The organism is Pararoseomonas sp. SCSIO 73927, from assembly GCF_037040815.1.
Lineage (GTDB): Bacteria > Pseudomonadota > Alphaproteobacteria > Acetobacterales > Acetobacteraceae > Roseomonas.
In genome coordinates, this window is record NZ_CP146232.1 from 1,912,030 (window position 1) to 1,937,034 (window position 25,005).

Genomic DNA, 25,005 nt, shown 5'->3' on the forward strand with positions numbered 1-25,005 from the left:
GCGACGAGGGCGCGCCGGTCGGTCCTGGTGGAGAGGCCTTTCGCGGGCCAGGGGGGCCGCATGCCCCGGCCGGTGCGCTCATTCGTTGAATGCGCGGCGGGAATGCCGCACCCGGAAGGATGACCCGTGATGGAGTTGAACCCTGTGGCGAGGTGGCGAACCGGCCTGCTGCTGCTGGCCTTGTGCCTCCCCGGCACCGCGGCGGCCTCCGACACGGTGCAGGCCCTCATCGCGGGGCACCGCTATGCCGTGCCCCGGGCGCTCGTGGACAGCCCGGTCGCGTCCGGAGGGGTCATGACGGACGTCCTCTCGATGCGGCTCCTCTGGCCCGGCGCGGTGCCCCTGCCACCCGGGCATGACACCTCCTACGAGAGCGGCCTGATGGCCGTCGTCGTGCAGGACATCTCGCCCACGACGCGGGTCGAGAGGCTTTCGCGGATCCCCGGGCAGCGGGCGCGGTTCCTTGCCCTCTGGCGGGACAGCACCGTGGACCAGCTCGGCCTCGTCCCGGACTTCGACCTCGCCGCCCTCTCCCTCGGCGACACGGAGGAGGCGTCCCGGCTCGGCCTGCGCGCGCTGAGGCCGTTCGCCGCCATCGACCCGGCGCGGGAGCTGCGCCTCTTCGCGGACGGGCCGCCCGCGCGCCTCTCCGTGCTGATGGCGTGCTGGACCGGCCTGTCCTGCCAGCTGTGGTGGATGGAGGGCGAGGCGGCGGTGGAGGTCACCTTCACCGAGCGCTTCCTGCCCGACTGGGCCGCGATACGGAGCGCCGTGACGGCGCTGCTGGGCCGGATGCGGACGGGTCGCGGCGGCGTGCCGTAGCCCCGGCGGGCCGGCACACGGGGCCCGGCGCGATCCGGGTCATTGCGTTCCGTGACCGGCATGCTGGATGGGACGGACCGCCGGTCGCCCTCCCGGCCCTGCGTCGACCATCCCCAGCCCGGCAAGGACGACGACCTGGCCGGCACCAGGCGGCCCGCGCGGCGTGAGAGGCCACCGGCGGCGATGCACGCCGGGTGCACGCGCCTGTTGCATGGTCGCCAGGGCGGTCAGGCGGCCCGGCGGATCCTGGCCATCCCGCCCATGCGCCGCACGCCGGCCCGCACGGCCCGGTTCACGGCCGGGATGCCCATGGCAATCGTCGCCACCACGACGACCGCGAGGATGGCGCTGATCGGGCGCGTCAGGAAGGGCGTCAGGTCGCCGTCGGAGATGACGAGGCCGCGGCGCAGCGACTTGTCCATCAGGTCGCCCAGCACCAGCCCGAGGACGAAGGGAGCGGCGTGGTAGCCGAAGCGGCGCAGGACGAACATGACGATCCCCACGCCGAGCATCGTCCACACGTCGAACAGGCGCTGCGCGATGGCGAAGGACCCGACGGTGCAGAGGGTGAAGACGATCGGCATGATGACGGTCCGCGGCACCATCAGCACCTTCAGCAGCGGGCGGACGAGGAAGAGGCCGAAGAACAGCATCGCCACCGTCGCGAGGACGTTCATCGCGACCACGTCGTAGACGAATTGCGGGCTCTCGATCATCAGCATCGGGCCGGGCTTGACGCCGTGGATGATCATGGCGGCCAGCAGCACGGCCGCCGGCGCCGAGCCGGGGATGGCGAGGGCGAGCGCCGGGATGATGCCGCCGGGGATGGAGGCGTTGTCGCCCGTCTCCGCCGCGATCAGCCCCTCCACGCTGCCCTTGCCGAACGCCTCGGGCTCCTTCGAGGCGCGGCGGGCGGCGGCGTAGGAGGACCAGGCGGCCATGTCCTCCCCCACGCCGGGAAGGATGCCGATGTAGACGCCGATGACGCCCGACCGCAGCACGGTCCGCCAGTAGCGCAGCACGTCGGCGATGCGCGGCAGGATGCTATCCACCGCGTGCAGGCGCGGGCGGCGGAAGCGCTCGCTCATCACTGTCAGCACCTCGGCCGCGCCGAAGGCGCCGACGAGGGTGGGAATGAGCGACAGCCCGCCCGCCAGGTCGGTGCTGCCGTAGGCGAAGCGCTCGTAGCCGTGGATGCCGTCCTGGCCGATGAGGGAGACGGCGAGGCCGAGGAGGCCCATGATCCAGCCCTTCAGCGGGTCCTCCCCCGTGATGGAGCCGGACATCAGCACGCCGAAGAGGCAGAGCCAGAAGAACTCGTAGGACTGGAAGGTGAGCGCGACCTCCCCCAGCGCGGGCGTGAGGATCGCGAGGCAGAGGATGCCGAACAGGCTGCCCGCCACGCTGCCGGTCGTCGCGATCCCCATGGCGCGCCCGGCCTGGCCGCGGCGGGCGAGCTGGTAGCCGTCGAGGCAGGCCGCGGCATTGGCGGCGGTTCCCGGGATGTTCAGCAGGATGGCGGTGCGCGAGCCGCCGTAGATGGTGCCGACATAGGCGCAGATGAGGATGAGGATGGCGTCGTTGGGCGGCAGCTTGATCGTCAGCGTCGTCATCAGGGAGATGGCGAGGGTGGCCGACAGGCCGGGCATGCAGCCGATCAGGATGCCCAGCAGCGTGGCGCCGAGCGTGTAGAGCAGCGCCTTGACGGTGAGAAAGGAGGCGAGCGAGACGCCGAGGAGAACCAGGCCTTCGAACATTCAGGGCGCCATCGCAGGGGTGGGGGAGGGGCCGGCCGGCGCGTCGCGCCCTGCGCCGGTCATGGCAGGCGCACCAGGAACAGCTCCTGGAAGACGAGCGTGACCGTGGCGGAGGCGCCGGCCGCGATGAGCGCGGCCCCGACGGCGCCGCGCGCCAGCGTGCCGCCGGCGCGCCGGTCCGGCCACTCGAAGGCGACGATCGAGAGGAACACGAAGGCGAAGGCGGCGAGCGGGAAGGGAAGGCCGCTTCCGACGAGCCCGCCGGCGAAGCCGCCGCAGAGGAGCAGGGCGAGGGCGATCCGCCAGGGTTCCGCGGCCTGGGCCGGCTCGTCCGGCGGCACGCCGTCCGGCATCGGCGCAACCGGCAGGGGAGCTTCTGGCAGGGGGGCGTCCGGGACGGCGACCTCCATCACGTTGCCGCTGTGCATCACGCCCCGCGCCGCGCGCGCCGTGAGGATGGCGCCGCACAGGGTCAGCGCGGCGCCGAGGAGGCCCGGCACCAGGCCCGGGACGGTCCAGGGATTGATCCCCTGCGCCTCCAGGCGGTCCATGCGCCAGGACTCGAAGACCGTGGCGGCGCCCAGCACTGTCCAGAACAGGCCGAAGAGCAGGTCGGCCCGCCTCACGGCACCCGCCCCGCGCCGCGGGCCTCGCGCGCCGCGGTCACAGCCGGGGGATGCCCACCGTATCCGGCGAGACGCGGGCGCTGCCGCCGTCGAAGTAGAGCCACGCCGTCTGCCGCACCATGACCATGGCGGCGTCCCGCGCCGCCTGCCCGTGCAGCGGGGTGAAGACGGCGGCGCGGGCCTCCGCGTAGTCCTGCACGCGCCGGCTCTCCTTGAAGCGCCCGTCCCACACCATCGTCATGGTCTGCAGCACCGGCTCGGGGGTGCCTTTGGGCGCCCAGAGGCCGAAGTAGTTCAGCGGCGCCGGCACGTTCGGCAGCCAGCGGTGGATGGAGGGGATCTCGCCGTAGCCCTGGAGGGTGATGGGCCGGTCGGACTGCACCGCGAGCGGGACCAGGCGCTTGCCGCGGATCATCTCCGCCATCTCGACCAGGAGCTGGGCCACCGCCGGCACCTCGTTGGCCACCGCCGCCAGCACGGCCGGATTGCCGCCGTCATAGGTGGCGTGGCGGTAGTTCACCCCGGGCGCCGCGGCCCGGATGGATTCCATCATGTTGCGCCCGGCGGAGGAGACGCCCGCCGTCGCCACCGCCACGTCCCGCCGGTTCTGCAGTGCCTGCAGGAAGGCACCGAAGTCACGGAAGCCAGAGGCCGGGTTCACCGACACCGTGTTCACGTTGGCGACCGTGAAGAACAGGTTCCAGTCGTCCAGCCCGGTGTCGAGCAGGCCGGTGACGCGGTAGCAACCCAGGTCCACGGCCGCGCCGGCCGCCCAGGTGTAGCCATCCTTCGCGGCCTGCAGCGCGTTGCGCGTGCCGATGGAGCCGGAGGCGCCGGGCTGGTTCACCACGACGAAGCGCTGGCCGAGCGCCTCCTCCAGCTCCGTCGCCGCGACGCGCGCCATCTGATCGGTGGAGCCGCCCGCGGCCCAGGGGACGATCAGCGTCACCGGGCGCTCGGGGCGCCAGGGATAGGACTGCGCGCGGACGAGGGCGGGCAGGCCGAGGGTGGCCGCCGAGGCCCCCAGAAGGTGGCGACGCTTCATGGTCCGTTCCCCATTGCCATTATGGTAACTTGTTGGTTACTTCGAAGCTTGCGGCCGCGGCCGGTCGCCCGTCAAGCGCGGAACGAAACCCGGAACGCGGGGCCGGGACGCCCGGCGCGGCGCCCGCGCCGTGCGGCGATCGACAGGGAACGGGGGGACACGGATGCGCGTCGCGCTGTGCAACGAGGTCGTGCGCGAGTTGCCCTTCGAGCGGCAGTGCGCGCTTGCCGCCGCCCTCGGCTATGACGGGCTGGAGGTCGCGCCCTTTACCCTCGACGCGGAGGCGCCGCAGCTGCTGCCCGCTGCGCGCCGCGCCGAGCTGCGGCGGATCGCGGCGGAGGCGGGCGCGCCGATCGTCTCCCTGCACTGGCTTCTGGTGGCGCCCGCCGGCCTGTCCATCTGCGCGGAGGACCCGGCGCTGCTGGCGCGCACGCGGGAGGTGGTGGAGCGGCTGGTCGGGCTCGCGGCCGATCTCGGCGCCGGGCTGATGGTGCACGGCTCCCCGGCGCAGCGGCCGGTGGCGACGGCGGATGACGCGCGGCGCGCCGAGGAGACGATGGCACTGGCCGGCGAATGGGCCCGCGCCGCCGGCGTGACCTATCTGCTGGAGCCGCTCGACGCCGGCCAGACCACATGGGCGCGCACGGTGGAGGAGGCGGCGGCGATCGTGCGGCGCGCGGCCTCGCCGGGACTCGCGACGATGATCGACGCCTCGGCGGCGGGGAACGGGGAGACGGAGACGGTGCCGGAGCTGATCGACCGCTGGCTGCCGACCGGGCTGGTCCGCCACATCCACCTGAACGACCGCAACCGCCGCGGGCCGGGCCAGGGCGGCGACCGCTTCGCGCCGGTGATCGCCGCGCTCCGCCGCCACGGCTACGAGGGCTGGTGCGCGGTGGAACCCTTCGACTACGCGCCGGATGGTCCCGCCGCGGCGGCGCGCGCCATCGGCTACCTGCGCGGCCTCGAGGAGGCGCTGTCGTGACCGCGCCGCGCTTCACCCTCCTCGATGTGGAGCGGCGTGAGTGGCCTTTCCGGCTGCGCCTGCCCTTCCGCTTCGGCGTCATCACCGTCACGCACGGGCGCCAGGCGGTCCTGCGTGCGCGCATCCGCGCGGAGGACGGGCGCGAGGCCTGGGGGATCGCGGCGGAGACGCTGGCGGCGAAGTGGTTCGACAAGAGCCCGGCCCTCAGCGACGATCAGAACATGGACCAGCTCCGGCGCTCGCTGGAGATCGCGGGCGAGGCCTCGCTCGCGGCCGGGGCGAACACCGCCTTCGGGCATTTCGCCGATGCCTGGGGACCGCAGGAGGCGGCGTGCGGGGCGGAGGGGCTGAACCCGCTGGTGGCCGCCTACGGCCGCGCGCTGCTCGACCGCGCGATGCTGGACGCGCTGCTGAAGCTGCACGGCCTGTCCTTCTTCGCGGGCATGCGCGCGAATATCGGCGGCATGGCGCCGCACGCGGTGGCGGCGGATCTCGGCGGCTTCGACTTCGCGGGGATGCTCGCGGCGACGCGCCCCGCCGCGACGATCCAGGCCCGTCACACCGTGGGGCTGGTGGACCCGATCACCGCGGCCGACCAGGCGGAGCGCGTGGCGGACGGCCTGCCGGAGACGTTGGAGGAGGTAGCTGAGACCTACGGCCACCGCTTCTGGAAGCTGAAGGTGGGCGGGAACATCGCAGAGGACGTGGATCGGCTGTGCCGCATCGCCGCCGTGCTGGACCGCGGGCCGGGCTACCGCGCCTCGCTCGACGGCAACGAGCAGTACGAGGATGCCGAGGGCGCCGCCGCCCTGTGGCGCGCCATGGAGGCGGAGCCGCGCCTGGACGCGCTGCGCGCGGCGATCCTCTTCGTCGAGCAGCCGGTGAAGCGCGCGAAGGCCCTGTCCGTGCCCATGACCGCCCTGGCCGCCTCCCGCCCCGTGATCGTGGACGAGAGCGACGGGCCGATGGACGCCTTCGTCACCGCCCGTGGCCAGGGCTACGCGGGCGTCTCCAGCAAGGCGTGCAAGGGCGTCTGGCGTTCCCTGGTCAACGCGGCGCGCTGCCGCGCCTGGAACGCGGAGGCGGGGGAGGAGCGGTTCTTCATGTCGGCCGAGGACCTCACCACCCTGGCCGGGACCTGCGTGCAGCAGGACCTGGCGCTGGTGGCCCTGCTGGGCATCGGCCATGTGGAGCGGAACGGCCACCACTTCGTCGCGGGCTTCGCCAGGCGCCCGGCGGCGGAGGCGGCGCGCTTCGCGGCGGCACATCCCGACCTCTACGAGACGGCGCCCTTCCCCCGGCTTCGCATCCGGGACGGGGCGATTTCCATCCGGTCGCTGGACGTGCCGGGCCTGGGCTGCGGGGTGGAGCCTGACCTGGGTACGATGGAGGCGATGCCGCAGGCGGAGTGGCCGCCGGCGTGATGGGGTGAGCCGCTTCCCAGAGGCGAGGCGCGTGCTCCCTTCGCGGGCATCCGACGCGCCCTGGATCGACCGGGCTCGTGCCTGAGCCTCTTGACTGGAGGGCGAAAGAAGGCCCGGTGGCAGGCCAGGAAGCCCCGCCGCCGGGCATTCGAGAACAACAACCGGAAGGCGGCGATGCCGGCCCGGCCGGTAGGGTTCCCCGGCACAACCCCCGGGGGCGGACAGCATGGAACTGAGCGGCAAGTCGATCATCGTCACCGGGGCAAGCAGCGGGATCGGCGCCGCGGCGGCCCTGCTCTTCGCGGCGGAGGGAGCCGACCTCGTCCTCGGCGCGCGCCGATCCGCCGAGCTGGAGACCGTGACGGAGAGGGTCCGGCGCGGCGGCGGGAGGGCTGTCTTCCTCGCCGGCGACGTGCGGGATGAGGCCTATGCCGGCGCCCTCGTGGAGCTGGCCCTCCGCAGCTTCGGCCGGCTGGACGGCGCCTTCAACAACGCGGGGATCGTGGGGCGGATGGCGCCGGCCGCGGAGATGGATCCTGCCGCCTGGACCGACGTTATCTCGACCAACCTGACGGGCGCCTTCCTGGCGGCCAGGGCCCAGATCCCCGTGATGGCGAGGCAGCGGCAGGGCTCGATCGTCTTCACCTCCTCTTTCGTCGGCCACAGCAATGGCGGCCTGCCCGGGATGGGCGCCTATGCCGCGTCCAAGGCCGGTCTGAACGGGCTGGTGCAATCCCTGGCCTCCGATCACGCGGCGGAGGGCGTCCGCGTCAACGCACTCCTGCCGGGCGGCACCATCACGCCCGCCGGGGGCGAGGGCGATCCCTCCACGCTCGCCTTCGTCGCCGGGCTGCATCCCGTGAAGCGGATGGCGGAGCCGGGCGAGATCGCCCAGGCTGCCCTCTTCCTCCTCTCGGACCGATCGGCCTTCATGACGGGAAGCCCCATGATCGTGGACGGCGGCATGTCCGTCCGGCTGCTCTAGGCGAAGGTCGGGAAGGGGCATCGGTGGCGCCTCCCCGGTGCAGGCCCCCATCCCGTTCTCATTCCAAGACGCGTCATGGCGGTGGCCGTAAGGCTACCATGGCGACCACCGGCAGGGATCACCGGATCCGTGCGGACAGGCTCTCCTGCAGAAAGCTGGCGGCTTAGATGGTTTTGAGGAACTCGACCAGATCGCGCCGCTGCTCCTCGCTCAAAGCCGGACCGATGACCCCGTTGCCGCGCGGCCCGTCGCGGAACTCGTGCCCGCGGTTCCCATTTCCGGGAATGGACGTGTCGAAGCGGAACCCCCCGTCGAACGGCGCCGTCTCGAAGCCGACCTCGCGCGGGTTGAACTGCCGGCTGCCGACGAAGAAGACGGCGTCCCGCCGGTCGGCCGGGAGAAGCAGCTGGTAGAGTGTCGGCACCGAGCCGTTGTGAAGGTAGGGCGCCGTCGCCCAGATACCGTTCAGCGGCCGTGCCCGATAGGCGGCGGGAGCCCGCCACTCGTTGTCGCGAAAGCCGTCCATCTCCCGGCGCTGCTCGGCCGACACGCCGTTCCCTTCGTACCAGGTCCGGATCACCGCGGTCGTGACGCGCTGGAGCCCCTCGGCCGCGGAAACCGGCGCCCGGGCGTCCGCCGCCAGGTAGGCACGGCGGCCGAGAAAGTTCATCGCGGCCTTCGGGTCCGTGCCGATGCGGTCCAGCGGAACCATGTTGACGCGCAGCTCCTGCCGCTCCGGCACACCCGCCACCGTCGCCCAGCGCCCCTCATGGCAGCCGGCACAGAGATTACGGTACAGCGCCTCCCCGCGCGCCGCGGCCGCGCGATCGATCGGGCCCAGCAGATCCTCCGGCCAGGATGGCGGGCGCAGCCCGGCGCGCGGTGCGGGGCCGGCGAGCAGGCGCTCCATCTCGTGGATCGTCTCGATCCGCACGGTGGACCGGTACAGCTCCTCGGGCGGGCCCGAGAGCTTCGTCCCCGCGCGCACGCCCATGGCCTCGGCAACGTTGCGGCCCATCGGCTGCCGGATGGCGCCGTTGTACTGCACCCAGTCGAACCAGGGTGCGTCCCACAACGCCGGGTAGCTGACCGGCGCGTCGGCCACGGCAAAGTTCCGCCGGTCGTCCAGCACCGTGCCGAACACGAAGTTGCCGCCACGGCCGAGGGCGTCGAGGCGTCCGAACCCCTCCGCGACCGGGTAGAGCCGGTCCTGCCGCGCGATGCCGGCCTCGTCCTGCCCGGCCGCGATGGCGCGATCCAGCCGCGCGCGCAGGCGCTCGCGCGCGGCGGAGGAGTCCTCCGGGCCCAGCACCGCGGCGGCGAAACGCGCGAAGCGCGCCTCGGACTGCCGGGTCAGCACCAGGGCGATGCCGATCTGCCGCTGGAAGGCGCCGGTGTCGGTCATGGCGGGCCCGCCGTCGATGCGGATCCCGCGGGTGCCGCGCTCGATCTGCCCGGTATGGCAGGCCGCGCAGGTCAGCCCGACGATGGTCTCGGGCTTCCCCTCCTCGTCCGGGAATCGGTCGTCCGGCGCGAAGCCGACCGGCAGGCCGTGCGGGTTGGACGCCGAGGGTGGGTCCGGAAGGAAGCCGAACCGCCCGAGGTGATCCGGCGCGGCGAAGGGTGGGGCGCCGGTGAGGCTGAGCACCGGCTGCTCCAGCGCGAGAAACCAGGACATCGGCATGAGCCGCGTGCCCTGGGATGCGTGATAGAACCAGCGGCGCTGCGCATCGGTCCAGTTCTGCTCGGCGAAGGCGAGTTCCCCGGCCGGCCTGTGGTCGGGCAGCCTCGCGCAGCCCAGCACCGTGGCGACGAGCACCGCCGCGAGCACACCGGCACCTCGATATCCCGTCATCGCCGGCCATCCTCCCCGTCGATGGCGAGCACGGTAGGCCCACCGCTTCTGTTGCGCTATCGAATTAGAAGGAGGGTGGCGGGGCTGACCTGACGCCGCACTCCGGGAGATCATCCGCCGCTCTCGAAACGCGGCCCGCTTGGAGACCAGCAACGCCTGCTGCCGGGATGGCGCAAGAGCCTCCCAGCTTCTATGACGCCCGCGGCGAGGCGGGGCGGGAGCTGGCGCGGGATCCGTCCGGGCAGCGCCGACGAGCGCGACGAGGAGGTCACGCATGCGGGTCATGTTTCTCGCCGCCACGGCCATCATGGCACTGATGGCGGGCGCGGGGGGTCAGCCGGCGCGGCCCGCCTCCGCCCCGCCCCCGCCGGGAGGCGCCGCGGTGGCCGGCATTCCCCGCTTCGAGAACTTTCCGGCCACGGCCGGCCCACCCGCGCGGACCGCTCCCCTGATCCTCACCCCGCCGGACCGGCGGTACCGGACACGCCTGCGGGCCGCCGCCGCGGAGCGCCCCAACTTCGCGGGCCACTACGTCCTGACGACCTGGGGCTGCGGGACGGAGTGCGTCTACGGCGCGGCGGTCAACCTCCGCACGGGGCGGGTGACGTTCCTGCCCTTCACCACCTGCTGCTTCAGCGAGGCCCCGGAAGGCACCGAGGAGATGGTCGCCTTCCGGCAGGACAGCTCCCTCCTCGTCCTCCTCGGCATGACGGACGAGCGGGGGACCGACATCGGCGCGCACTACTACCGCATCCAGGGCGACAGGCTCGTCCACCTGCGCTCCGTCCCGTTCCCCCCGCGGCGCTGGGAGACCCCCTAGGTCCGCTTTCCGCTCCGGGCAGCGGTAACCCTGCGCGCGCCTCGCCCTGAGGGCGAAGGAGGCTCGCGCCACCGTCTCCCGCTTCGGCCGGCAGGGACGGCGCGATCAGCGGCCGGCACCCCACCGGCACCGGTGGCAGGCCCCCTCCCGCGGGCTTTCCAAGCTGAACCGGCGCGTGCGAGCGTGATCGCCATGAAGCCGCGGATCACCATCAGCACGAACGGGGAAGGCGAGCTGGAGGTCTGGCTGAACGAGGCGGGGCGCGACCTCCTGGTGAAGGAACTCCAGGGCCTCAGCGCCGAGAGGGACCACTTCCACCTGCAGACGGAAGGCTTGGGCGAGGTTCCTCTCCAGGGCCGGGCATACCGGGACGGGGACCGCGTCCTGCAATGGGGAAAGGTGCTGTTCCGGCCCGACGAGTGGGACAGGCGGCACTCCCCGCACGTGCTCGGACCCGGCGAGGCGTCCGACGGCTAGGGCAGGGAGGCCGGCGATCGCGGGCTGCGCTGGATCGTCACGTCCCGCCCGGAGCCGCCGCGGCCGTCAACCCGGGCAGACCACCGGGACCAGGGCGCTGCCGTTCCAGTTCCGGCACCGGGGCACCGCGTCCGAGGCGTCGCGCTCGTAGGCGACGAGCACCGTCCCGCCCGGAGGCCCCGCGCGCCACTCGATCGCCGAGGCGAGGTGGGCGGCGACCTGCCGCGGCGGGCCGGCGCCTTCGGCGGCGAACAGCAGCACCTCCTGTGCGGCGGCGCCATAGCTCAGCGTCAGCGCGACCAGCGGGCGCCCGCGGCTGCGCCAGCCCGGCACCGCCCGCAGCGCCGGCGCGTAGGCGTCCCGCCAGGCGGTGCTCCAGACCGGCCGCCCTCCGGCGCGACCGGGCACGCGGAGCGCGAGGATCACGGCCCGGCCAGACCGGCCGCGCTCGGTCCAGGCCGCCCATTCCAGGCGCCCGGACGGCGCGGGCAGGGTAGCCGTCCTGCCCTCCCGGATGGTGGCCCCTGTTGCCCGGGGCGCGGCGAGCGCGAGGGCGATCGCGGCGAGCCACAGGGCCGCGCGTCGTCCGGGTGAGGGCCGCGCGCTCAACGCGGCCGCACCCGCACGGCGACGAGGCCGAGGCCGTCGGGCGGGGCCGTCCCGTCGCGCAGGAAGGCGAAGCCCGCCTGGTAGACGGCCGGGTCCGGCACCGGCCCCTCGTGCAGCAGCGCCGCGCGGTCCGGCCGCACGAACAGGGCGGCGAAGGCCTCGCGCAGCGCCGGCTCGGCGAAGATGTCGCGGAACGCGGCGCGCGTGGCGCGGGCGCCGGTGAGCCAGTCCGGCCGGCCGTGCCGCGCGGCCTCGAGGTGCGGCAGCGGGGCGCCGGCCGCGTCCGTCTCGGCCCCCGGCCGGTCGTAGGGGTACACGATGACCAGCAAGGGGATCCGGGCACGCAGGGCGGCGCGCAGCCCGATGCGCCGGGCCGTCGCGGGTGGGGCGGGCAGGACCGCGGCGGCGGCGAGAAGCCACGCGACATGCCGCCGCCCGGCGCCGGAACGCGCGGGGTGGCCGCCGGCCGCGGTCCTGCCCGCCGCCGCGGCGCGGGACGAAGGGTTCCCGCTGCGGGGGGCATCCGCGCGCTCGCGCATCGGGTGCCTCCTTCCCTGTCCATCGTCGGCAAACCAACGACAATCCACTACGCTGCCCGCCCGCTGCTCCGCCAGCGCTTCCTGGCCCCTCATCGGGAAACCCTGATGCCCCTCAACCCCGGCGCCTCCCACGGCCGTGCGGTCGCGCTCGCCCTCATCGCGCTCCTCGCATCGTGCCTCCTGCCCGCCTCGGCCGCGGAGCCGGCCGCGGCGGAGCTGCGCGTGCTCGTCCCGGGGGAGGCGGTCATGCGCGCCCGGATCGAGAGGGAGCCGGACGGCTACCGGCTCGTCATCCGCTGCGAGAGCGGCTGCCCCGCCCCCGTCGAGCACGCCGAGAGCTTCGGCGACGTGCCGCTTGGCCTGTTCCAGCTCTGGGACGGGGACGGGCTGCTGCTCTCCACCTGGGCCGCCACCTCGGTCTACGTCGTCCGTGCCCACCTTCTGACCCCGCGGGGCGTGCGCCCCGTGCTGGAGGCGACCAGCCGCGGCGCCCCCGGCGTCGCGCTCGACGGCCGGGGGCGGATGACCGTGACCACGAGCGAGCGCCTCGGCGGGGCGCGCGACGGGCTGCGGACGGTGGCGTGGCGCTGGGACGGCGCGCGCTTTCGCCGCGGCGGGGGCTAAGTGGGTCGGGACCGGCCAGGGCACCGTTCCGCGCCGGCGGGGGGACCGGTGGCCGCCATCCCCTAATCGGCCCGCCAGCCGCCGCCCAGCGCGCGATAGAGGGCGACGACCCCGGTCGAGACCGCCGTCTCGCTCGACACCAGGCTGTCCTGGGCGGCGAGCTGGTTGCGCTCGGCGTCCAGCACCTCGAGCAGGGCCGTCAGCCCGCGCCCGTACTGCTCGCGCGCGAGGGCCGTGGCGCGGGCCGCGCGCGCGGCCGAGGCCGCCAGCCGGGTGCGCCGGTCCTGCTCGCGCGCCAGGCGGCTGATGCTGTCCTCCGCCTCGCGCTGGGCGCGCAGCACGATGATCTCGTACTGGGCGGCCGCCTGCTCGGCGCGGGCGCGGTTCGCGTCGATCTCCGCGCGCACCCGCCCGCCGTCGAGGATGCGCCAGCGGATCTGCGGCAGCACGGCGGTGAAGAAGGTGTTCGCCGGATGGCCGAGGTCGCCGAAGGAGAACCCGGACCGGCCGAGGCTGCCGTTCAGCGAGACGCGCGGGAACAGCTCGGCGGTCGCGACCCCGATCCGGGCGGTGCTCGCGGCGACGGCGCGCTCGGCCTGCCTGACATCGGGGCGGCGGCGGAGGAGGTCGTCGGGGGTGCCCACCGGGATCTCGGCCGGCAGGCGGGGCGATGCCGCGGGGGCGGAGAGTTCCGCGGCCAGCGATCCGGGAGGCCGGCCGAGCAGCACGGCCAAGGCGTGGGCGGCGGCGCGCTCCGCCGCGGCCAGTTCCGGCAGCCGCGCCTCGGTCGCCTCCACCTGCGCCGCCAGCCGCTCGGCGTCCAGGTCGCTCGCCAGCCCCGCCGCCCTCCGCTCCCGCACCAGGGCGAGGGTGCGGCGCTGGGACGCCGCGTTGTCGCGGGCGATGCCGGCCCGCCGCTGCACCCCGCGCAGCTCGAAATAGGTGCGGGCCAGCTCGGCCAGCAGCGCCACCTGCGTGTCGCGCCCCGCCTCCTGAGCCGCCGCCAGCTCGGCCTCCCCGGCCTCCACGCTCCGGCGCACGCCGCCGAACAGGTCCAGCTCCCAGGCGGCCTGGAAGCCGGCCTCGAACCGGTCGAACTCCGTGCCCGGCGCGCCCAGTGGCGTCGGGAAGGAGATGCCCGAGCCCGCCGGGAAGGTGAAGTTGCCGAAGGAGCGCTCGGCTTGGCGCTGGCGGGTGAAGCTGGCATTGGCGTCCAGCGTCGGCAGCAGCGCCGCGCGCGCCCCGGCCCCCGCCGCCCGCGCCTCGGACACCCGCGCGGCGGCCAGCCGCAGGTCCGGGCTGCCGGCCAGCCCGCGCGCGACGAGGGAGTCCAGCAACGGGTCGCCGAAGCCGCGGTACCACTCGGCCAGGTCGGCGGTGGGCACCGCGACGGCGCGCACCGCCCCGGGGGCGGTGGAGGGCTCGTCGAGGGCGGAGAAGCGCGACGCGCGCTCGACCGCGGGCGGCCCGGCATAGTCGGGCCCGACCGGGGCGCAGGCGCCGAGGAGCAGGAGGGCCCAGGCGCCGGGCAGGGCGGCCGGGTGCCTCATCCCGGTCCCGCCTCCGCGCCCTCGCCCGGCTTGCCGGCGGGCATGAGGAGCACCAGCACGATGCTGGCGAAGGAGATCATGGCGAAGAGCCAGTACACGTCGTTGTAGGCGAGGGTCTGCGCCTGGGTGACCAGGGACTGATAGGCCACGGCCAGGGCGGCGTCCGCGGCGTCGGTCATGTTGCCGAACCCGGCCTGCAGCCCGGCGAGGTAGTCGGCCCAGGCGGGGTTGGACGGGTCGGTGCTCTCGGCCAGCACGCTCTGGTGGTGCTGGCCGCGCCGCTCCACCATGACGGTGGCCAGGGTGACGCCGACGCTGCCCCCGAGGTTGCGCACGACGTTGAGCAGGGCGCTGGCCTGCTCGTTGTCCTGCGGGCGCAGCCCGACATAGGCCTGCGCCTGCAGGGGCACGAAGAGGAAGGCGAAGGCGATGGTCTGCACGCCGCGCATCGCGGCGAGCTGCCAGAAGCCGTAGCCCTCGTAGAAGCCGGACTGCAGCATCAGCCCCCAGCCGCTGAACACGAAGGCCACAACGAGAAGCCACTTCGCCGGCACGATGGAGGTGAGCCACCCGGAGGCCGGCATCAGCACCAGCGTCGAGAGGCCGCCCACGGTGAGCACCAGCCCGGCCCAGTAGGCGTTGTAGCCGAACACCTGCTGCAGCATGAGCGGGAGCAGGTTGGTGGAGCCGAACAGGCTGCCGAAGCCCACGAACATCACCAGGCAGCAGGCCAGGAAGTTCAGGTTCGCCAGAAGCCGGAAGTCGATCACCGGCTCTTTCCGCGTCAGCTCCCACAGCGGCAGGGCCAGGAGCGAGAGGCCGGCCACGACCGCCCAGAAGGTGATGAAGCCGCTGTCGAACCAGTCCTCGCGCTGCCCCTCGTCCAGCACCAGCTCCAGCGCGCCCAGCCCGACCACGGCGAGGGCGAAGCCGAGGTAGTCGAAGCGGATGCCGCGCCGCCAGCGCTCCGCCCGCTCCTGCCGCAGCACCGCGCTGTCCTGCAGGAAGTAGAGGCTGGCCGCGACCGAGAGGATGCCGACGGGGATGTTGATGAAGAAGATCCACCGCCAGTCCAGCGAGTCCACGAAGAGGCCGCCGAGCACGGGCCCCGCCACCGGCCCGACCACCACGGCCAGCCCGTAGATGGCGAAGCCCGCGCCGCGCGTCTCCGGCGGGAAGCTGTCCGCGATGATGGAGGCCTCGGAAGCGGAGTTCCCGGCCGCGGCGACGCCCTGGAGGACGCGGAAGAAGATCAGCAGCTCCAGGCTCGGCGCGATGCCGCACAGGAAGGAGGCGACGGTGAAGGCGATGATGCAGGCGATGTAGAAGCGCTTGCGCCCGAAGGTGTTCGCGGCGAAGGCGCTGATCGGCATGATCGCCGCCTGCGCGACGAGGTAGATCGTCAGCACGTAGTCCGCCTCGTCCGTGGACACGCCGAGGTTCCCGGAGAGCTGCGGCAAGGCCACCGAGAGCGCCGTGGCGCCCAGCGCCTCCATCAGCGTGCCGGCGGCGACGATCCCCGCGATCAGGAAGGGGCTGTGCCGCCCGGCGGCGGAACGCGGCAGGCCGGGCGGTGTGTCGTCGGCCGCTTCGGCGGCGGCGCTCATCGGACGCGCGCCTCCACCTCGGCGGACATGCCGGGCGCGATCGGCAGCTCGCCGCTCGCGGCGCGGCGCTGCCAGGCCTCGTCCAGCGCGATCCGGACCGGCACGCGCTGGACGACCTTCACCCAATTGCCCGTGGCGTTCTGCGGCGGCAGCGCCGCGAAGCGCGAGCCGGTGCCGCGCTGCAGGCTCTCGATCCGCCCCGTCATCACCGCGTCGGGGAAGGCGTCCACCGTCAGGGTCACGGGCTGGCCGGGCCGCATGTCGGTGAGCTGGCTCTCCTTGAAGTTCGCCTCCACCCAGCGCTCGGTCCCCACCAGCGCGATGACCGAGGATCCCGGCCGGACATGGTCGCCGGGCTCCACCCGCTTGTTGGTCACGCGCCCGGGGAAGGGCGCGACGATCCGGGTGTGGGAGAGGTTCAGCTCCGCCTCGCGCAGCCGCGCCTCGGCCTGGGCGGCCTCGGCCTCCGCGGCGCGCTGCGCCGCCTGGGCCTGGCCGCGCTGCGCCTCGGCCGAGGCCACGCGGGTGCGCGCGGCCTGGGCGCGGGCCTGGGCGGCGCGGCTCTCGGAGCCGGCCCGGTCGCGCTCCTGCGCAGCCACGGCGGCCGTGGACAGGCCGCGGTAGCGCGCGGCGTCGCTGGCGGCGCGCGCCGCCTCCGCCTCGGCCACCGCGAGCTGGGCCTGCGCCTCGCCGATCCCGGCCGCGGCCACCGCCTGCTGCGCCTGCGCCTGGGCGATCCGCGCCTCGGCGGCACGGAGGGCGGCGCCCGCCGCCTCGCGGGAGGCCTCGAAGTCGCGCGCGTCGAGGTCGAACAGGGGAGTGCCCTCCGCCACCTCGGCGTTCTCGGCGACGTGCACGCGCAGCACCTGGCCCTGCACGCGCGGGCCGATCATCGCGACCGGTGCTTCGACGTAGGCGTTGTCGGTCACCTCGTGCAGGCGGGAATGCGACCACCAGCGCCAGCCCCACCAGCCGCCGCCGAGGAGGATGGCCACCAGGATGAGTATGAGGACCCAGCGGGGCGGGCCCTGCGGCTTGCCCTCCTTCCCGTCGCCCTGATCCGCCTCCTTGCCGTCCTTCCGCTCGCCCTCCTGCCGGGGACGGCGGATCTTCAGGCCAGAGGGGGGCGGGTGGTCGACGGCCACGGTGGCGGAGGTGTCCTCCGGTCCGGCGTCCTCGCGCTCAGCCAAGGGGGCACGCCCCGGGCAGGCGGCAGGGACCGCGCACCCCCTGGTCGGCCAGCGTCATGTCCTTACGCCCCCCATGCCCAGGCAGTCTGCCAGGACATCCTCCCGGCGTAAATGAACGGTGGCGTCTATTTCTCGTGCCGGATCGGTGAAAGAGTGTCGACGGATGACCGACACCGGACCCGGACCGCCCGCCGCAGCAACCCGCCGAGGACGCCCCCGGGCGGACCAGAGCGGCCTGGTGGAGGAGCGCGTGCTGGACGCCGCGACGGCGGTGTTCCTGCGGGAGGGCTTCAGCCGGTCCAGCTTCGAGCAGATCGCCGAGACGGCGCGCGCCGGGAAGGCGACGCTCTACGCGCGCTATCCCTCGAAGCAGGACCTCTTCATCGCCGTCGTGCAGCGCTGCGTGGCGCGCGTCCTGGCGCGGGTGGGAGGCCATCCGGACGGGCCCACCCTGGGGGAGCGCCTGACCACCTATGGCATCATGCTGGCCAACGAGGCCCTGACGACGGAGGTCGTCGCCCTCATGCGGGCGACGATCGCCGAGGCCGGCCACTTCCCCGAGCTCGCGCGCCAGTCCCACCGCATCGGCTTCGGCGACAGCGTGCAGGGCGTCGCCCGCGTGATCGCCGGGTCTGAGGAGGGGATCGCCGCAGCCCTTCCATCGGCCACCCGCTTCGTGGAGCTCGCGATCACCCCCTTGCAGATGCGGGCCCTCTGCGGCGCCGACCTGCGCGAGCTGCGGGAGCGGGCGCCGCGCGATGTGGCGCTGGTCGTCGCCATGCTGACGGCGCAGGGCGTCCTGCGCGCCGCCTGATGTCCGCGCAACCGGCCGTGCCCGCGCACGCGCTCGCCCCATCGCCGCCGGGGACCGTCCTGCCCCCGTGCCGGGTTGAGCGGGAAGGCCCCCCTCCGGCAGGAGGGGCGGGGCGCGAGAGGAGGTGTGCCCGTCAGGCCATCACCCCCTTCCCGGGCGTCAGCTCCGCCCGGCCCGGCGCAGGTTGTTGCGCGCCTCGGTCACCCCGCCCTCGGCGGCGAGGCGCCACAGCCGCGTCGCCTCGTTCATGTCGCGCCGGAGCCCGCCCCGCCCCTCGGCGTAGAGCTTGCCGAGGTTGTTCTGCGCCTGGGCGTTGCCCGAATCCGCGGCCAGACGGAACAGGCGGGCGGCCTCCGCCTCGTCGCGCCGCAGGCCGCCGCGGCCGGTGAGGAGGAAGGTGCCGAGGCTCGCCTGGCCCGCCGGGAAGCCCTGGTCCGCCGCCAGCCGGTAGAGGCGCGCCGCCTCCCGGTCGTTGCGCCCGAGCCCGGCCTCGCCGTTCTCGTACATCACGCCGAGATTCACCTGCGCCAGGGGGTAACCCTCATCCGCCGCCGCGCGGTAGAGGCGGGCGGCGGTCCTGGCATCGCCGCCCTTGTCCGCGGCGCGGGCGGCGAAGGCCACGAAGCGGACCTCGCTCGGTGCCTCCTCCATGGCGCGGGCGCAGGCGGCGCGGGCGGCGGGCCAGCGCAGCTCGGCGAGGCTGACCCCGTCCACGAGCGCCGGCAGGTTGCCCATGGCGGCCCGGGTCGGCTGCGCCAGGTGGTCGCACTCGGTGAAGTCCGGCACGCGGAGCCCGCTCTTCCGCTCCAGCCCGTCGGCGTCGGACGCGAGGGCCGGCGCCCCCGCCAGAACCCCGAGAACCAGGATCGCGCCCAGAGCTGGCGCGCTGCTGCCCGTTCGGATCACTGGACCGTTCTCCTTCGATGCGGCGCTTTCCCCACGCCATCCGTCCCAACGTGGAACGGTATCCACCAACGGCAGGCGCCGTTCCATCGGTGACGCGATCACAGTCAGTTTTCCCTCCCGGCAGTTTTCTCCCGGGAGACCACCTGCCCGTTGCTCCAGGCCAGGGCTCGTACCCGGCCCTGCAGGGAAGGCGAGCCAGCCCCGGACCCCGGACCATCCCGCTCGACCGGGGGGCGGGATGATGGCGCGGGATGCGGGACTTCGATGGCGCGGCGGGCCGTGATCGGTCCGGCTCCCATCGCGGCCCGCACGATCAGCCCGGAGCGGCGGAACCCACCTGCGAGCGGAGCCAGTCGGCCGCTGCCCGGACATGGGCGCCGGCATCGCGCCCGGGACGATGCACGATGTGGTAGGTGTGGCCGTCTATCCTCGGGCCGAATGGCTGGACCAGGCGGCCCGCGGCCAGTTCGGCCTCCACCAGGGCAAGGCTGAGCAGCGCGGCCCCTTGCCCCGCCACGGCGGCTTGGATCGCGTGGCTCTCGTCGGAGAAGCGAAGCTGCGCGGACGGCACCGGCCGCTCCAGCCCCGCCGAGGCGAGCCAGCGCTCCCAGGTCGGGTTCAGCGGGTGTTTCCGCCGCCACTCGAAGTGGATGAGGGGAACCCCCGCGAGGTCCTCCGGCGCCGCGACGCCCAGCGCCGGGTTGACGACCGGCGCGTACCTGTCCGCGAACATCGGCTCCGCGGTCAGGCCGGGATAGGGGCCGCGCCCGTAGCGGATGGCCAGGTCGATGCCGCTGGCGGCGAGGTCGACCGCCTCGTCCGAGGCGTGCAGGTGCAGGTCGGCCCCCGGGTGGCGGGCCTGGAAGTCCGCCACCCTCGGGACCAGCCAACGCGAGGTGAAGGCCACGGTGGCGGAGATGGTGACCTGCGGCCGCCGCCTGGCCTGCGCCAGCCTCTCGAAGGCCGCCTGGAACGCGTCGAAGCCGTCCCGCAGCACCGGGAAGAGCTGCGCGCCGGCCTCGGTCAGGACGACCTTCCGCACGGCGCGGTCGAACAACCTCAGGCCGACCTGTTCCTCGAGCAGGCGGATCTGGTGGCTGATCGCGGTCGGGGTGACGGCGAGCTCCCTGGCCGCCCCCTTGAAACTGCCCTGCCGGGCGGCCGCCTCGAAGGCCCGGAGGGCGGACAGGGGGGGAAGGCGGCGCATCACCACGGATGAGTACACCTCAGCCGACAGATGACAAATGACCATTTGTCGTGCCCGGCCGCAGCGAACATCTCCGGGCCAGCAGACAATGCCGAGATGAGCCGGGCTCGTCTCGCTAGAGGAAGTGAGAAGATGCTGGAACGCGTGGTCACCCATCCCGACAACTACGAGCCCTTCCTGCTGTCGCAGGGCATCAGGTTCGGCGACCTTCTCTTCATCTCCGGCCAGGCCGGAGCCGGCGACGACGGCCGGATCGTCGAGGGCGGCTTCCGGGCGCAGGGGGAGCAGGCCTTCGCCAATCTTCGCCGGGCGCTGGAAGCGGGGGGATCGAGCCTGAGGGACGTCATCAAGGTGACGATCTTCGTCACCGACATGGCCAACTTCGGGGAGGTGGTGGAGCTTCGCCGGGCTTTCTTCTCCCACCCCTACCCCGCCGACACGATCGCCGAGATCAAGGCGCTCTACGATCCGGCGGCCCTGATCGAGATCGAGGCGATCGCGGCGGTCCGCCTCGCCGGGAGGGCGTGAGATGCCCGCCGCAGGCCAAGCCCTCCCCGCCACGGAGGCGGCAGCCCCTCTGTTCCGGCCGCTGGCGCTCGGCGGACTGATCCTGCCGAACCGCCTGGCCGTGGCACCGATGACCCGCGTCAGCGCCGGCGAGGACGGCCACGCGACCGAGCGAATGACCCGCTACTACGAGCGTTTCGCGCGCGGTGGCTTCGGCATGGTCGTGACGGAAGGCCTCTACACGGACCAGGAGTACTCGCAGGGGTACAGGTTCCAGCCCGGCCTCAGCGACGATGGGCAGGCGGAGAGCTGGAGGCCGGTGGTGCGCGGCGTCCGGGCGCACGGCGCCCTTGCCGTGGCCCAGCTCATGCACGCCGGCGCCATCAGCCAGGGGAACCGCTTTCGCGAGGGCACGGTGGGCCCTTCGGCCGTCCAGCCGAAGGGCAGGCAGATGGCCTTCTACTACGGCAGGGACAGCTATCCCGTGCCGTCCGCCATGACGGACGGGCAGATCGCCGACGCCATCGCGGGATTCGGCGCCGCCGCCGCCCGTGCGGTCGGGATGGCAGGGTTCGACGGCATTGAGATCCACGGCGCCAACGGCTACCTGCTCGACCAGTTCCTGACCGAGGGCACGAACGCCCGCGAGGACCGGTGGGGCGGCGACACGCGAAGGCGCGTCGGGCTGATCCTCGAGGTGCTGAAAGAGGTGCGCGGCCGGATCGGGGCCGCCGTGCCGGTCGGCGTCCGCATCTCCCAGGGCAAGGTGAACGACTTCTTCCACAAGTGGCGGAACGGTGAGGCGGACGCCGAGGCGGTCTTCGGCAGCCTGGCTGATGCCGGCGTGAACCACATCCATGTCACGGAGTTCGAGGCGTGGCGGCCCGCCTTCAGCGACACCGGCCCGACTCTGGTCCATCTGGCGAGGAAGCACGCCCCGCGCGCCGTCATCATCGCCAACGGAAGCCTTCACGACGCCGGGAGGGCCGTCCTCGCGCTGGAGGACGGCGCCGACATCGTGGCCCTGGGCCGCGGCGCGCTGGCCAACCCCGACCTGCCGGGCCGGCTGGCCGCGCGGTCGCCCCTCCGGGAGTTCGATCCCGCCATCCTCGGCCCCATCGCCGACATCAAGGACAGGGAGCTGTCCCTGTGATGGGCCGCCCGAGGATCAGACCGTTCACCCGAACGGGATCTCATCACGCCGGCTCAGGGATGGCTGCAGAGGACCGCGCCCCTCCGGCCCGCCCCGTCAGCGCCGGGTCCGGCGGGTGACGACGAGGCTGACCGTGCTGGCGCCCGCGGACCCGGTCTCGAGCAGGACCGCGATCTCGGTGCCCGGGGCGACGGTGAAGCGGATGTTGTCCTCCGCCGTGCCGTTGGATTCCCGCGTGGGGCGGATGCCGCGGTAGCAGGCCGACACGCGCTCCGCGGCGCCGCGCAGGATCTGCGGGCTGCGATCGGCCCCGCCGCGGCGGCCGTTCCCTTCGGCGAGTTCGGCGACATAGCGCGCCTCGGCCGGGTTGGCGGAGACGGTGGCGCGCAGCGCGCCGGGTGGGAGGAGGGTGGTGCGGACCGGGCCGGCGGGCGCCGCGGCGGCAGCTGCCGGGCCGGGTGGGCCGCCCGGCTGGGGGCCGCGGGGGGGCGCCGGGGGTCCGTTCGGGGCGGCCGGGGCGCCGATGGGCGCGGCCTCCGTCGGGAAGACCTGCGGGCCGCCGGGCAGCAGCTGGACGATGCGCGCCAGCTCCGCGCAGCCCGGGCCGCCGGCGGTCTGGGTCTGGGCGCCGGCCGGAAGGTGCCAGGCCGCGGCCAGCGCCGCGGCGACGAGGGTGTGGCCGTGCCGCATGGTGCCAGGGTTCCCCTTCGCTCGGTGCGGGCGCACGCTAGTCAGGCGGACTGGGCCGGGCAAGACGCGGGGGACGGGCGATGGCGCGGGTGACGCTTCTCTACGCGGGGCCGCTCGGGCTGGCCTTCTTCTGGCTGTCCTGGCGGGTGATCCGGGCGAGGGCGCGGGCGCAGGTCTCGCTCGGCACGGGGGATGACGCGGCGCTGCAGCGCGCGATGCGGGTCCACGGCAACTTCGCCGAGTACGTTCCGCTGGTGCTGGTCCTGATGCTGGCGAACGAGCTGGCGGGGGCTCCCGCGCCGCTGCTGCACGGGGCGGGGACCGCGCTGTTGCTCGGGCGCCTGTGCCACGCGCTCTCCATCGGCGGGAGGATCCACCGGATGCGGCTCCGTGTCGCCGGGATGGCACTGACCTTCCTGGCCCTTGCCGTGCTGGCCATCGCCGGCATCATCGCGGCTGTTTCTTGAAAGGGACGACCATGAAGAGGTTTCTGCTGGCCGCCTGCGCGGCTCTCGGCATCTCCGGCGCGGTCCAGGCGGCGACGCTGGACACGGTGAGGCAGCGCGGGACGCTGGCCTGCGGCGTCTCCACCGGCTTCGCCGGCTTCTCCGTGCCGGATTCGCGCGGCGAGGTGCGCGGGCTGGACGCGGATTACTGCCGCGCCATCGCCGCCGCCGTGCTGGGCGATGCGACGAAGGTGCGCTTCGTCGGCCTGACCGCGCAGAACCGCTTCACCGCGCTGCAGTCCGGAGAGGTGGACGTGCTGCTGCGGAACTCCACGCAGACCTTCCTGCGCGACGCCTCCATCGGCCTGAACCAGGGCCCCGTGAACTTCTACGACGGCCAGGGCTTCGCCGTACGGCGCGACGCGAACGTGCGCGACGTGAAGGGCCTGGACGGCGCGACCGTCTGCGTGGCCCAGGGCACCACCCATGAGGTCACGCTCGGCGACATCTCCCGCGCCCGCAACATCCGCTTCCAGCCCGTGGTCTTCGAGCGGGTGGACACGATGTACCAAGCCTTCTTCTCCGGCCGCTGCGACGCGATGACGCAGGACGCCTCCGCGCTGGCGGGCGCGATCGCGACCGTGGCGCCGAGCGCGGCGGACTACATGGTCCTGCCCGAAGCCATCTCGAAGGAACCTCTGGGCCCGTTCACCCGCAACGGCGACGACGCCTGGAGCAATATCGTCGCCTGGGTGCATTACGGCCTCGTGGAGGCCGAGGAGGCCGGGATCACCGCGGCGAACGCGGACGAGATGGCGCGCGGGCAGAACCCCGTGGCGCAGCGCCTGCTGGGAACCAGCGGCGAGTTCGGCTCCCGCCTTGGGCTCTCCAACGATTGGATGCTGAAGGCGATCAAAGCCGTGGGCAACTACGGCGAGGTGTTCGAGCGGAACGTCGGGCAGGGCAGCACGCTGAAGCTGCCGCGCGGGCTGAACGGGCTGTGGAACGCGGGCGGGCTGATGTACGCGGTGCCGTTCCGGTGAGGTCCTGAGCCGACAGGATGTGCCGGGGAGAGGAGGACGGAATTCCTCCTCTCCCCCGGACCCCTGGCGCCCCGGCGCGACGCCCTGGAACCGTCCCGGGGGCTCCGGCCGGGTTCAGGCCAGCATGTCCCTCACCATCGGCACCACCTTCGTGCCGTAGAGCTCGATGCTCCGCATCATCCGCTCGTGCGGCAGGGTGCCGGCGCTGTACTTCATCTCGAAACGGGCGAGGCCGAGGGCCTTCACCGTGCCCGCGATGCGCCGCGCCACCGTTTCGGGCGTGCCGAGATAGAGGGAGCCGCCCTCGATCTCCCGCTCGAAATCCGCGCGCTGCGCCGGGGGCCATCCGCGGTCCTTGCCGATGCGGTCCCGGCCGGCCTTCCAGTGCGGCCACAGCTCCTCCCTCGCCGCCGCCTCCGTCTCGGCGACGTAGCCGTGGGAGTGGACGCCGATCGGCTGGGGCGCCTTGCCGAACCTCTCCAGCGCCTGGTGGTAGAGGTCCACATAGGGGCGGAAGCGCGCGGGATCGCCGCCGATGATGGCGAGCATCAGGGGCAGGCCGTAATGCGCCGCGCGCACCACGGATTGCGGGCTGCCGCCAACGCCCACCCAGGTCTTCAGCGCGCCGTTCTCGATCGGCGGGAAGACCCCGGGCACGTCCAGCGCCGGGCGGATGCTGCCCTGCCACTTCGCCGGCCCACCCTTCAGCAGCTCCGCGAAGAGGTCCAGCTTCTCCTCGAACAGCGTCTCGTACGCGTTCAGGTCGAAGCCGAAGAGCGGGAAGGACTCGGTGAAGGAGCCGCGGCCCAGCACCACCTCCGCCCGCCCGTTGGAGAGGGCGTCCAGCGTGGAGAAGCGCTGGAAGACGCGGATGGGATCGTCCGAGGACAGCACGGTGACGGCGGTGCCGAGCCGGATGCGCTCCGTCCGCGCGGCGATGGCGCCGAGCAGGACCTCGGGCGCGGAGACCGCGAAGTCGTCGCGGTGGTGCTCGCCGATGCCGAAGAAGTCGATGCCCAGCCCATCGGCCAGCACGGCCTCCTCGACGAGGTTGCGGATGACCTGGGCGTGCGGCAGCGGAGCGCCGTCCGGGCCGGCGGTGACGTCCCCGAAGGTGTCCAGGGCGAATTCGATGGGGGTGGTCACGCGAAGTTCCTCGGTCTCGTTCGCGGGGAGAAGTGGGCGGACGCGGACCGGACGTCGAGCAGGGGGCGTCAATGGCGCTCATCAGGGCGGGTGATGGGGGCAGGGCCATCCGGCCCGGTGGCGCACGAAAAAGCCCCCACGAAAAAGCCCCGGGGCCGGGTAGGCCCTGGGGCTTCGG

The 25,005-nt window shown here is 73.7% G+C and carries 25 protein-coding genes; 12 read left to right on the forward strand and 13 right to left on the reverse strand.

Features of this window, described 5'->3' with window-relative positions; genetic code table 11:
- The first annotated feature begins 129 nt into the window (after nucleotides 1–129).
- The gene (locus VQH23_RS09115) at nucleotides 130–822 is read left to right on the forward strand and encodes a hypothetical protein (RefSeq protein WP_338665318.1); all 693 of its coding nucleotides are present in this window, start codon (nucleotides 130–132) and stop codon (nucleotides 820–822) included.
- Between the two features lie 227 nt (nucleotides 823–1,049).
- On the opposite strand, the gene VQH23_RS09120 is transcribed toward VQH23_RS09115, so the two are convergent.
- The 3 genes from VQH23_RS09120 to VQH23_RS09130 are packed head-to-tail and all read right to left on the reverse strand — an operon-like array spanning nucleotide 1,050 to nucleotide 4,250.
- On the reverse strand, nucleotides 1,050–2,579 hold the full coding sequence (locus tag VQH23_RS09120) for a tripartite tricarboxylate transporter permease (protein ID WP_338665319.1): 1,530 nt from the start codon (nucleotides 2,577–2,579) through the stop codon (nucleotides 1,050–1,052).
- A gap of 59 nt (nucleotides 2,580–2,638) precedes the next feature.
- Nucleotides 2,639–3,205 carry a tripartite tricarboxylate transporter TctB family protein gene (locus VQH23_RS09125; protein ID WP_338665320.1) on the reverse strand — a complete coding sequence of 189 codons (567 nt, stop codon included), beginning with the start codon at nucleotides 3,203–3,205 and terminating at the stop codon, nucleotides 2,639–2,641.
- Nucleotides 3,206–3,242: 37 nt separating this feature from the next.
- Nucleotides 3,243–4,250 (reverse strand): tripartite tricarboxylate transporter substrate binding protein, encoded by a 1,008-nt coding sequence (locus VQH23_RS09130; RefSeq protein WP_338665321.1) that lies wholly within the window; start codon nucleotides 4,248–4,250, stop codon nucleotides 3,243–3,245.
- Nucleotides 4,251–4,413: 163 nt separating this feature from the next.
- Between VQH23_RS09130 and VQH23_RS09135 the strand changes: the two genes are divergently transcribed.
- The 3 genes from VQH23_RS09135 to VQH23_RS09145 all read left to right on the forward strand — a co-directional run bounded on the left by VQH23_RS09135 (nucleotide 4,414) and on the right by VQH23_RS09145 (nucleotide 7,644).
- Complete coding sequence (locus VQH23_RS09135; protein WP_338665322.1) at nucleotides 4,414–5,235, forward strand: sugar phosphate isomerase/epimerase family protein; 822 nt, start codon at nucleotides 4,414–4,416, stop codon at nucleotides 5,233–5,235.
- Nucleotides 5,232–6,659, forward strand: a complete 1,428-nt coding sequence (locus VQH23_RS09140) for a mandelate racemase (RefSeq protein ID WP_338665323.1) — start codon at nucleotides 5,232–5,234, stop codon at nucleotides 6,657–6,659. The genes VQH23_RS09135 and VQH23_RS09140 overlap by 4 nt, the downstream gene beginning before the upstream one ends.
- A 226-nt stretch (nucleotides 6,660–6,885) precedes the next feature.
- Nucleotides 6,886–7,644 (forward strand): SDR family oxidoreductase, encoded by a 759-nt coding sequence (locus tag VQH23_RS09145; protein WP_338665324.1) that lies wholly within the window; start codon nucleotides 6,886–6,888, stop codon nucleotides 7,642–7,644.
- Nucleotides 7,645–7,807: 163 nt separating this feature from the next.
- Here the strand turns inward: VQH23_RS09145 and VQH23_RS09150 are convergent, their stop codons facing one another.
- A complete protein-coding gene (locus VQH23_RS09150) occupies nucleotides 7,808–9,499 on the reverse strand; it encodes a di-heme-cytochrome C peroxidase (protein WP_338665325.1) in 1,692 nt (563 codons plus the stop codon).
- Between the two features lie 274 nt (nucleotides 9,500–9,773).
- Here VQH23_RS09150 and VQH23_RS09155 point away from each other — a divergent pair, with 274 nt between their 5' ends.
- Together VQH23_RS09155 and VQH23_RS09160 are read left to right on the forward strand one after the other, a co-directional pair.
- On the forward strand, nucleotides 9,774–10,319 hold the full coding sequence (locus VQH23_RS09155; RefSeq protein ID WP_338665326.1) for a hypothetical protein: 546 nt from the start codon (nucleotides 9,774–9,776) through the stop codon (nucleotides 10,317–10,319).
- Between the two features lie 192 nt (nucleotides 10,320–10,511).
- Entirely contained in the window at nucleotides 10,512–10,796 is a 285-nt protein-coding gene (locus VQH23_RS09160) for a hypothetical protein (RefSeq protein WP_338665327.1), read from the forward strand.
- Nucleotides 10,797–10,862: 66 nt separating this feature from the next.
- Here the strand turns inward: VQH23_RS09160 and VQH23_RS09165 are convergent, their stop codons facing one another.
- Together VQH23_RS09165 and VQH23_RS09170 are read right to left on the reverse strand one after the other, a co-directional pair.
- Complete coding sequence (locus tag VQH23_RS09165; protein WP_338665328.1) at nucleotides 10,863–11,405, reverse strand: hypothetical protein; 543 nt, start codon at nucleotides 11,403–11,405, stop codon at nucleotides 10,863–10,865.
- The gene (locus VQH23_RS09170; protein ID WP_338665329.1) at nucleotides 11,402–11,944 is read right to left on the reverse strand and encodes a hypothetical protein; all 543 of its coding nucleotides are present in this window, start codon (nucleotides 11,942–11,944) and stop codon (nucleotides 11,402–11,404) included. Before VQH23_RS09170 ends, VQH23_RS09165 begins: the two co-directional genes overlap by 4 nt.
- Before the next feature lie 105 nt (nucleotides 11,945–12,049).
- Between VQH23_RS09170 and VQH23_RS09175 the strand changes: the two genes are divergently transcribed.
- Complete coding sequence (locus VQH23_RS09175; protein ID WP_338665330.1) at nucleotides 12,050–12,568, forward strand: hypothetical protein; 519 nt, start codon at nucleotides 12,050–12,052, stop codon at nucleotides 12,566–12,568.
- A gap of 62 nt (nucleotides 12,569–12,630) precedes the next feature.
- On the opposite strand, the gene VQH23_RS09180 is transcribed toward VQH23_RS09175, so the two are convergent.
- The 3 genes from VQH23_RS09180 to VQH23_RS09190 are packed head-to-tail and all read right to left on the reverse strand — an operon-like array spanning nucleotide 12,631 to nucleotide 16,915.
- Nucleotides 12,631–14,118: an efflux transporter outer membrane subunit gene (locus VQH23_RS09180; RefSeq protein WP_338665331.1), complete on the reverse strand. Its 1,488-nt coding sequence runs from the start codon at nucleotides 14,116–14,118 to the stop codon at nucleotides 12,631–12,633.
- A complete protein-coding gene (locus VQH23_RS09185; protein ID WP_338665332.1) occupies nucleotides 14,115–15,725 on the reverse strand; it encodes a DHA2 family efflux MFS transporter permease subunit in 1,611 nt (536 codons plus the stop codon). Before VQH23_RS09185 ends, VQH23_RS09180 begins: the two co-directional genes overlap by 4 nt.
- On the reverse strand, nucleotides 15,722–16,915 hold the full coding sequence (locus tag VQH23_RS09190; RefSeq protein WP_338665333.1) for an HlyD family secretion protein: 1,194 nt from the start codon (nucleotides 16,913–16,915) through the stop codon (nucleotides 15,722–15,724). Before VQH23_RS09190 ends, VQH23_RS09185 begins: the two co-directional genes overlap by 4 nt.
- A gap of 163 nt (nucleotides 16,916–17,078) precedes the next feature.
- On the opposite strand from VQH23_RS09190, the gene VQH23_RS09195 reads away from it, so the two are divergent.
- Nucleotides 17,079–17,729, forward strand: a complete 651-nt coding sequence (locus tag VQH23_RS09195) for a TetR/AcrR family transcriptional regulator (RefSeq protein ID WP_338665334.1) — start codon at nucleotides 17,079–17,081, stop codon at nucleotides 17,727–17,729.
- Between the two features lie 159 nt (nucleotides 17,730–17,888).
- Here VQH23_RS09195 and VQH23_RS09200 read toward each other — a convergent pair whose 3' ends face one another.
- Both VQH23_RS09200 and VQH23_RS09205 read right to left on the reverse strand, forming a co-directional pair.
- Nucleotides 17,889–18,635: a tetratricopeptide repeat protein gene (locus VQH23_RS09200; protein WP_338665335.1), complete on the reverse strand. Its 747-nt coding sequence runs from the start codon at nucleotides 18,633–18,635 to the stop codon at nucleotides 17,889–17,891.
- Nucleotides 18,636–18,948: 313 nt separating this feature from the next.
- On the reverse strand, nucleotides 18,949–19,842 hold the full coding sequence (locus tag VQH23_RS09205; RefSeq protein ID WP_338665336.1) for a LysR substrate-binding domain-containing protein: 894 nt from the start codon (nucleotides 19,840–19,842) through the stop codon (nucleotides 18,949–18,951).
- A gap of 132 nt (nucleotides 19,843–19,974) precedes the next feature.
- Between VQH23_RS09205 and VQH23_RS09210 the strand changes: the two genes are divergently transcribed.
- Nucleotides 19,975–20,370 (forward strand): RidA family protein, encoded by a 396-nt coding sequence (locus VQH23_RS09210; protein ID WP_338665337.1) that lies wholly within the window; start codon nucleotides 19,975–19,977, stop codon nucleotides 20,368–20,370.
- 1 nt (nucleotide 20,371) lies between these two features.
- Entirely contained in the window at nucleotides 20,372–21,502 is a 1,131-nt protein-coding gene (locus tag VQH23_RS09215; RefSeq protein ID WP_338665338.1) for an NADH:flavin oxidoreductase, read from the forward strand.
- Nucleotides 21,503–21,598: 96 nt separating this feature from the next.
- Here VQH23_RS09215 and VQH23_RS09220 read toward each other — a convergent pair whose 3' ends face one another.
- Nucleotides 21,599–22,192 carry a hypothetical protein gene (locus VQH23_RS09220; protein WP_338665339.1) on the reverse strand — a complete coding sequence of 198 codons (594 nt, stop codon included), beginning with the start codon at nucleotides 22,190–22,192 and terminating at the stop codon, nucleotides 21,599–21,601.
- Nucleotides 22,193–22,272: 80 nt separating this feature from the next.
- Between VQH23_RS09220 and VQH23_RS09225 the strand changes: the two genes are divergently transcribed.
- Together VQH23_RS09225 and VQH23_RS09230 are read left to right on the forward strand one after the other, a co-directional pair.
- Complete coding sequence (locus VQH23_RS09225; protein ID WP_338665340.1) at nucleotides 22,273–22,659, forward strand: MAPEG family protein; 387 nt, start codon at nucleotides 22,273–22,275, stop codon at nucleotides 22,657–22,659.
- Between the two features lie 11 nt (nucleotides 22,660–22,670).
- The gene (locus tag VQH23_RS09230) at nucleotides 22,671–23,681 is read left to right on the forward strand and encodes an amino acid ABC transporter substrate-binding protein (RefSeq protein WP_338665341.1); all 1,011 of its coding nucleotides are present in this window, start codon (nucleotides 22,671–22,673) and stop codon (nucleotides 23,679–23,681) included.
- Between the two features lie 114 nt (nucleotides 23,682–23,795).
- On the opposite strand, the gene VQH23_RS09235 is transcribed toward VQH23_RS09230, so the two are convergent.
- The gene (locus VQH23_RS09235; RefSeq protein ID WP_338665342.1) at nucleotides 23,796–24,827 is read right to left on the reverse strand and encodes an LLM class flavin-dependent oxidoreductase; all 1,032 of its coding nucleotides are present in this window, start codon (nucleotides 24,825–24,827) and stop codon (nucleotides 23,796–23,798) included.
- Nucleotides 24,828–25,005 lie beyond the last annotated feature (178 nt).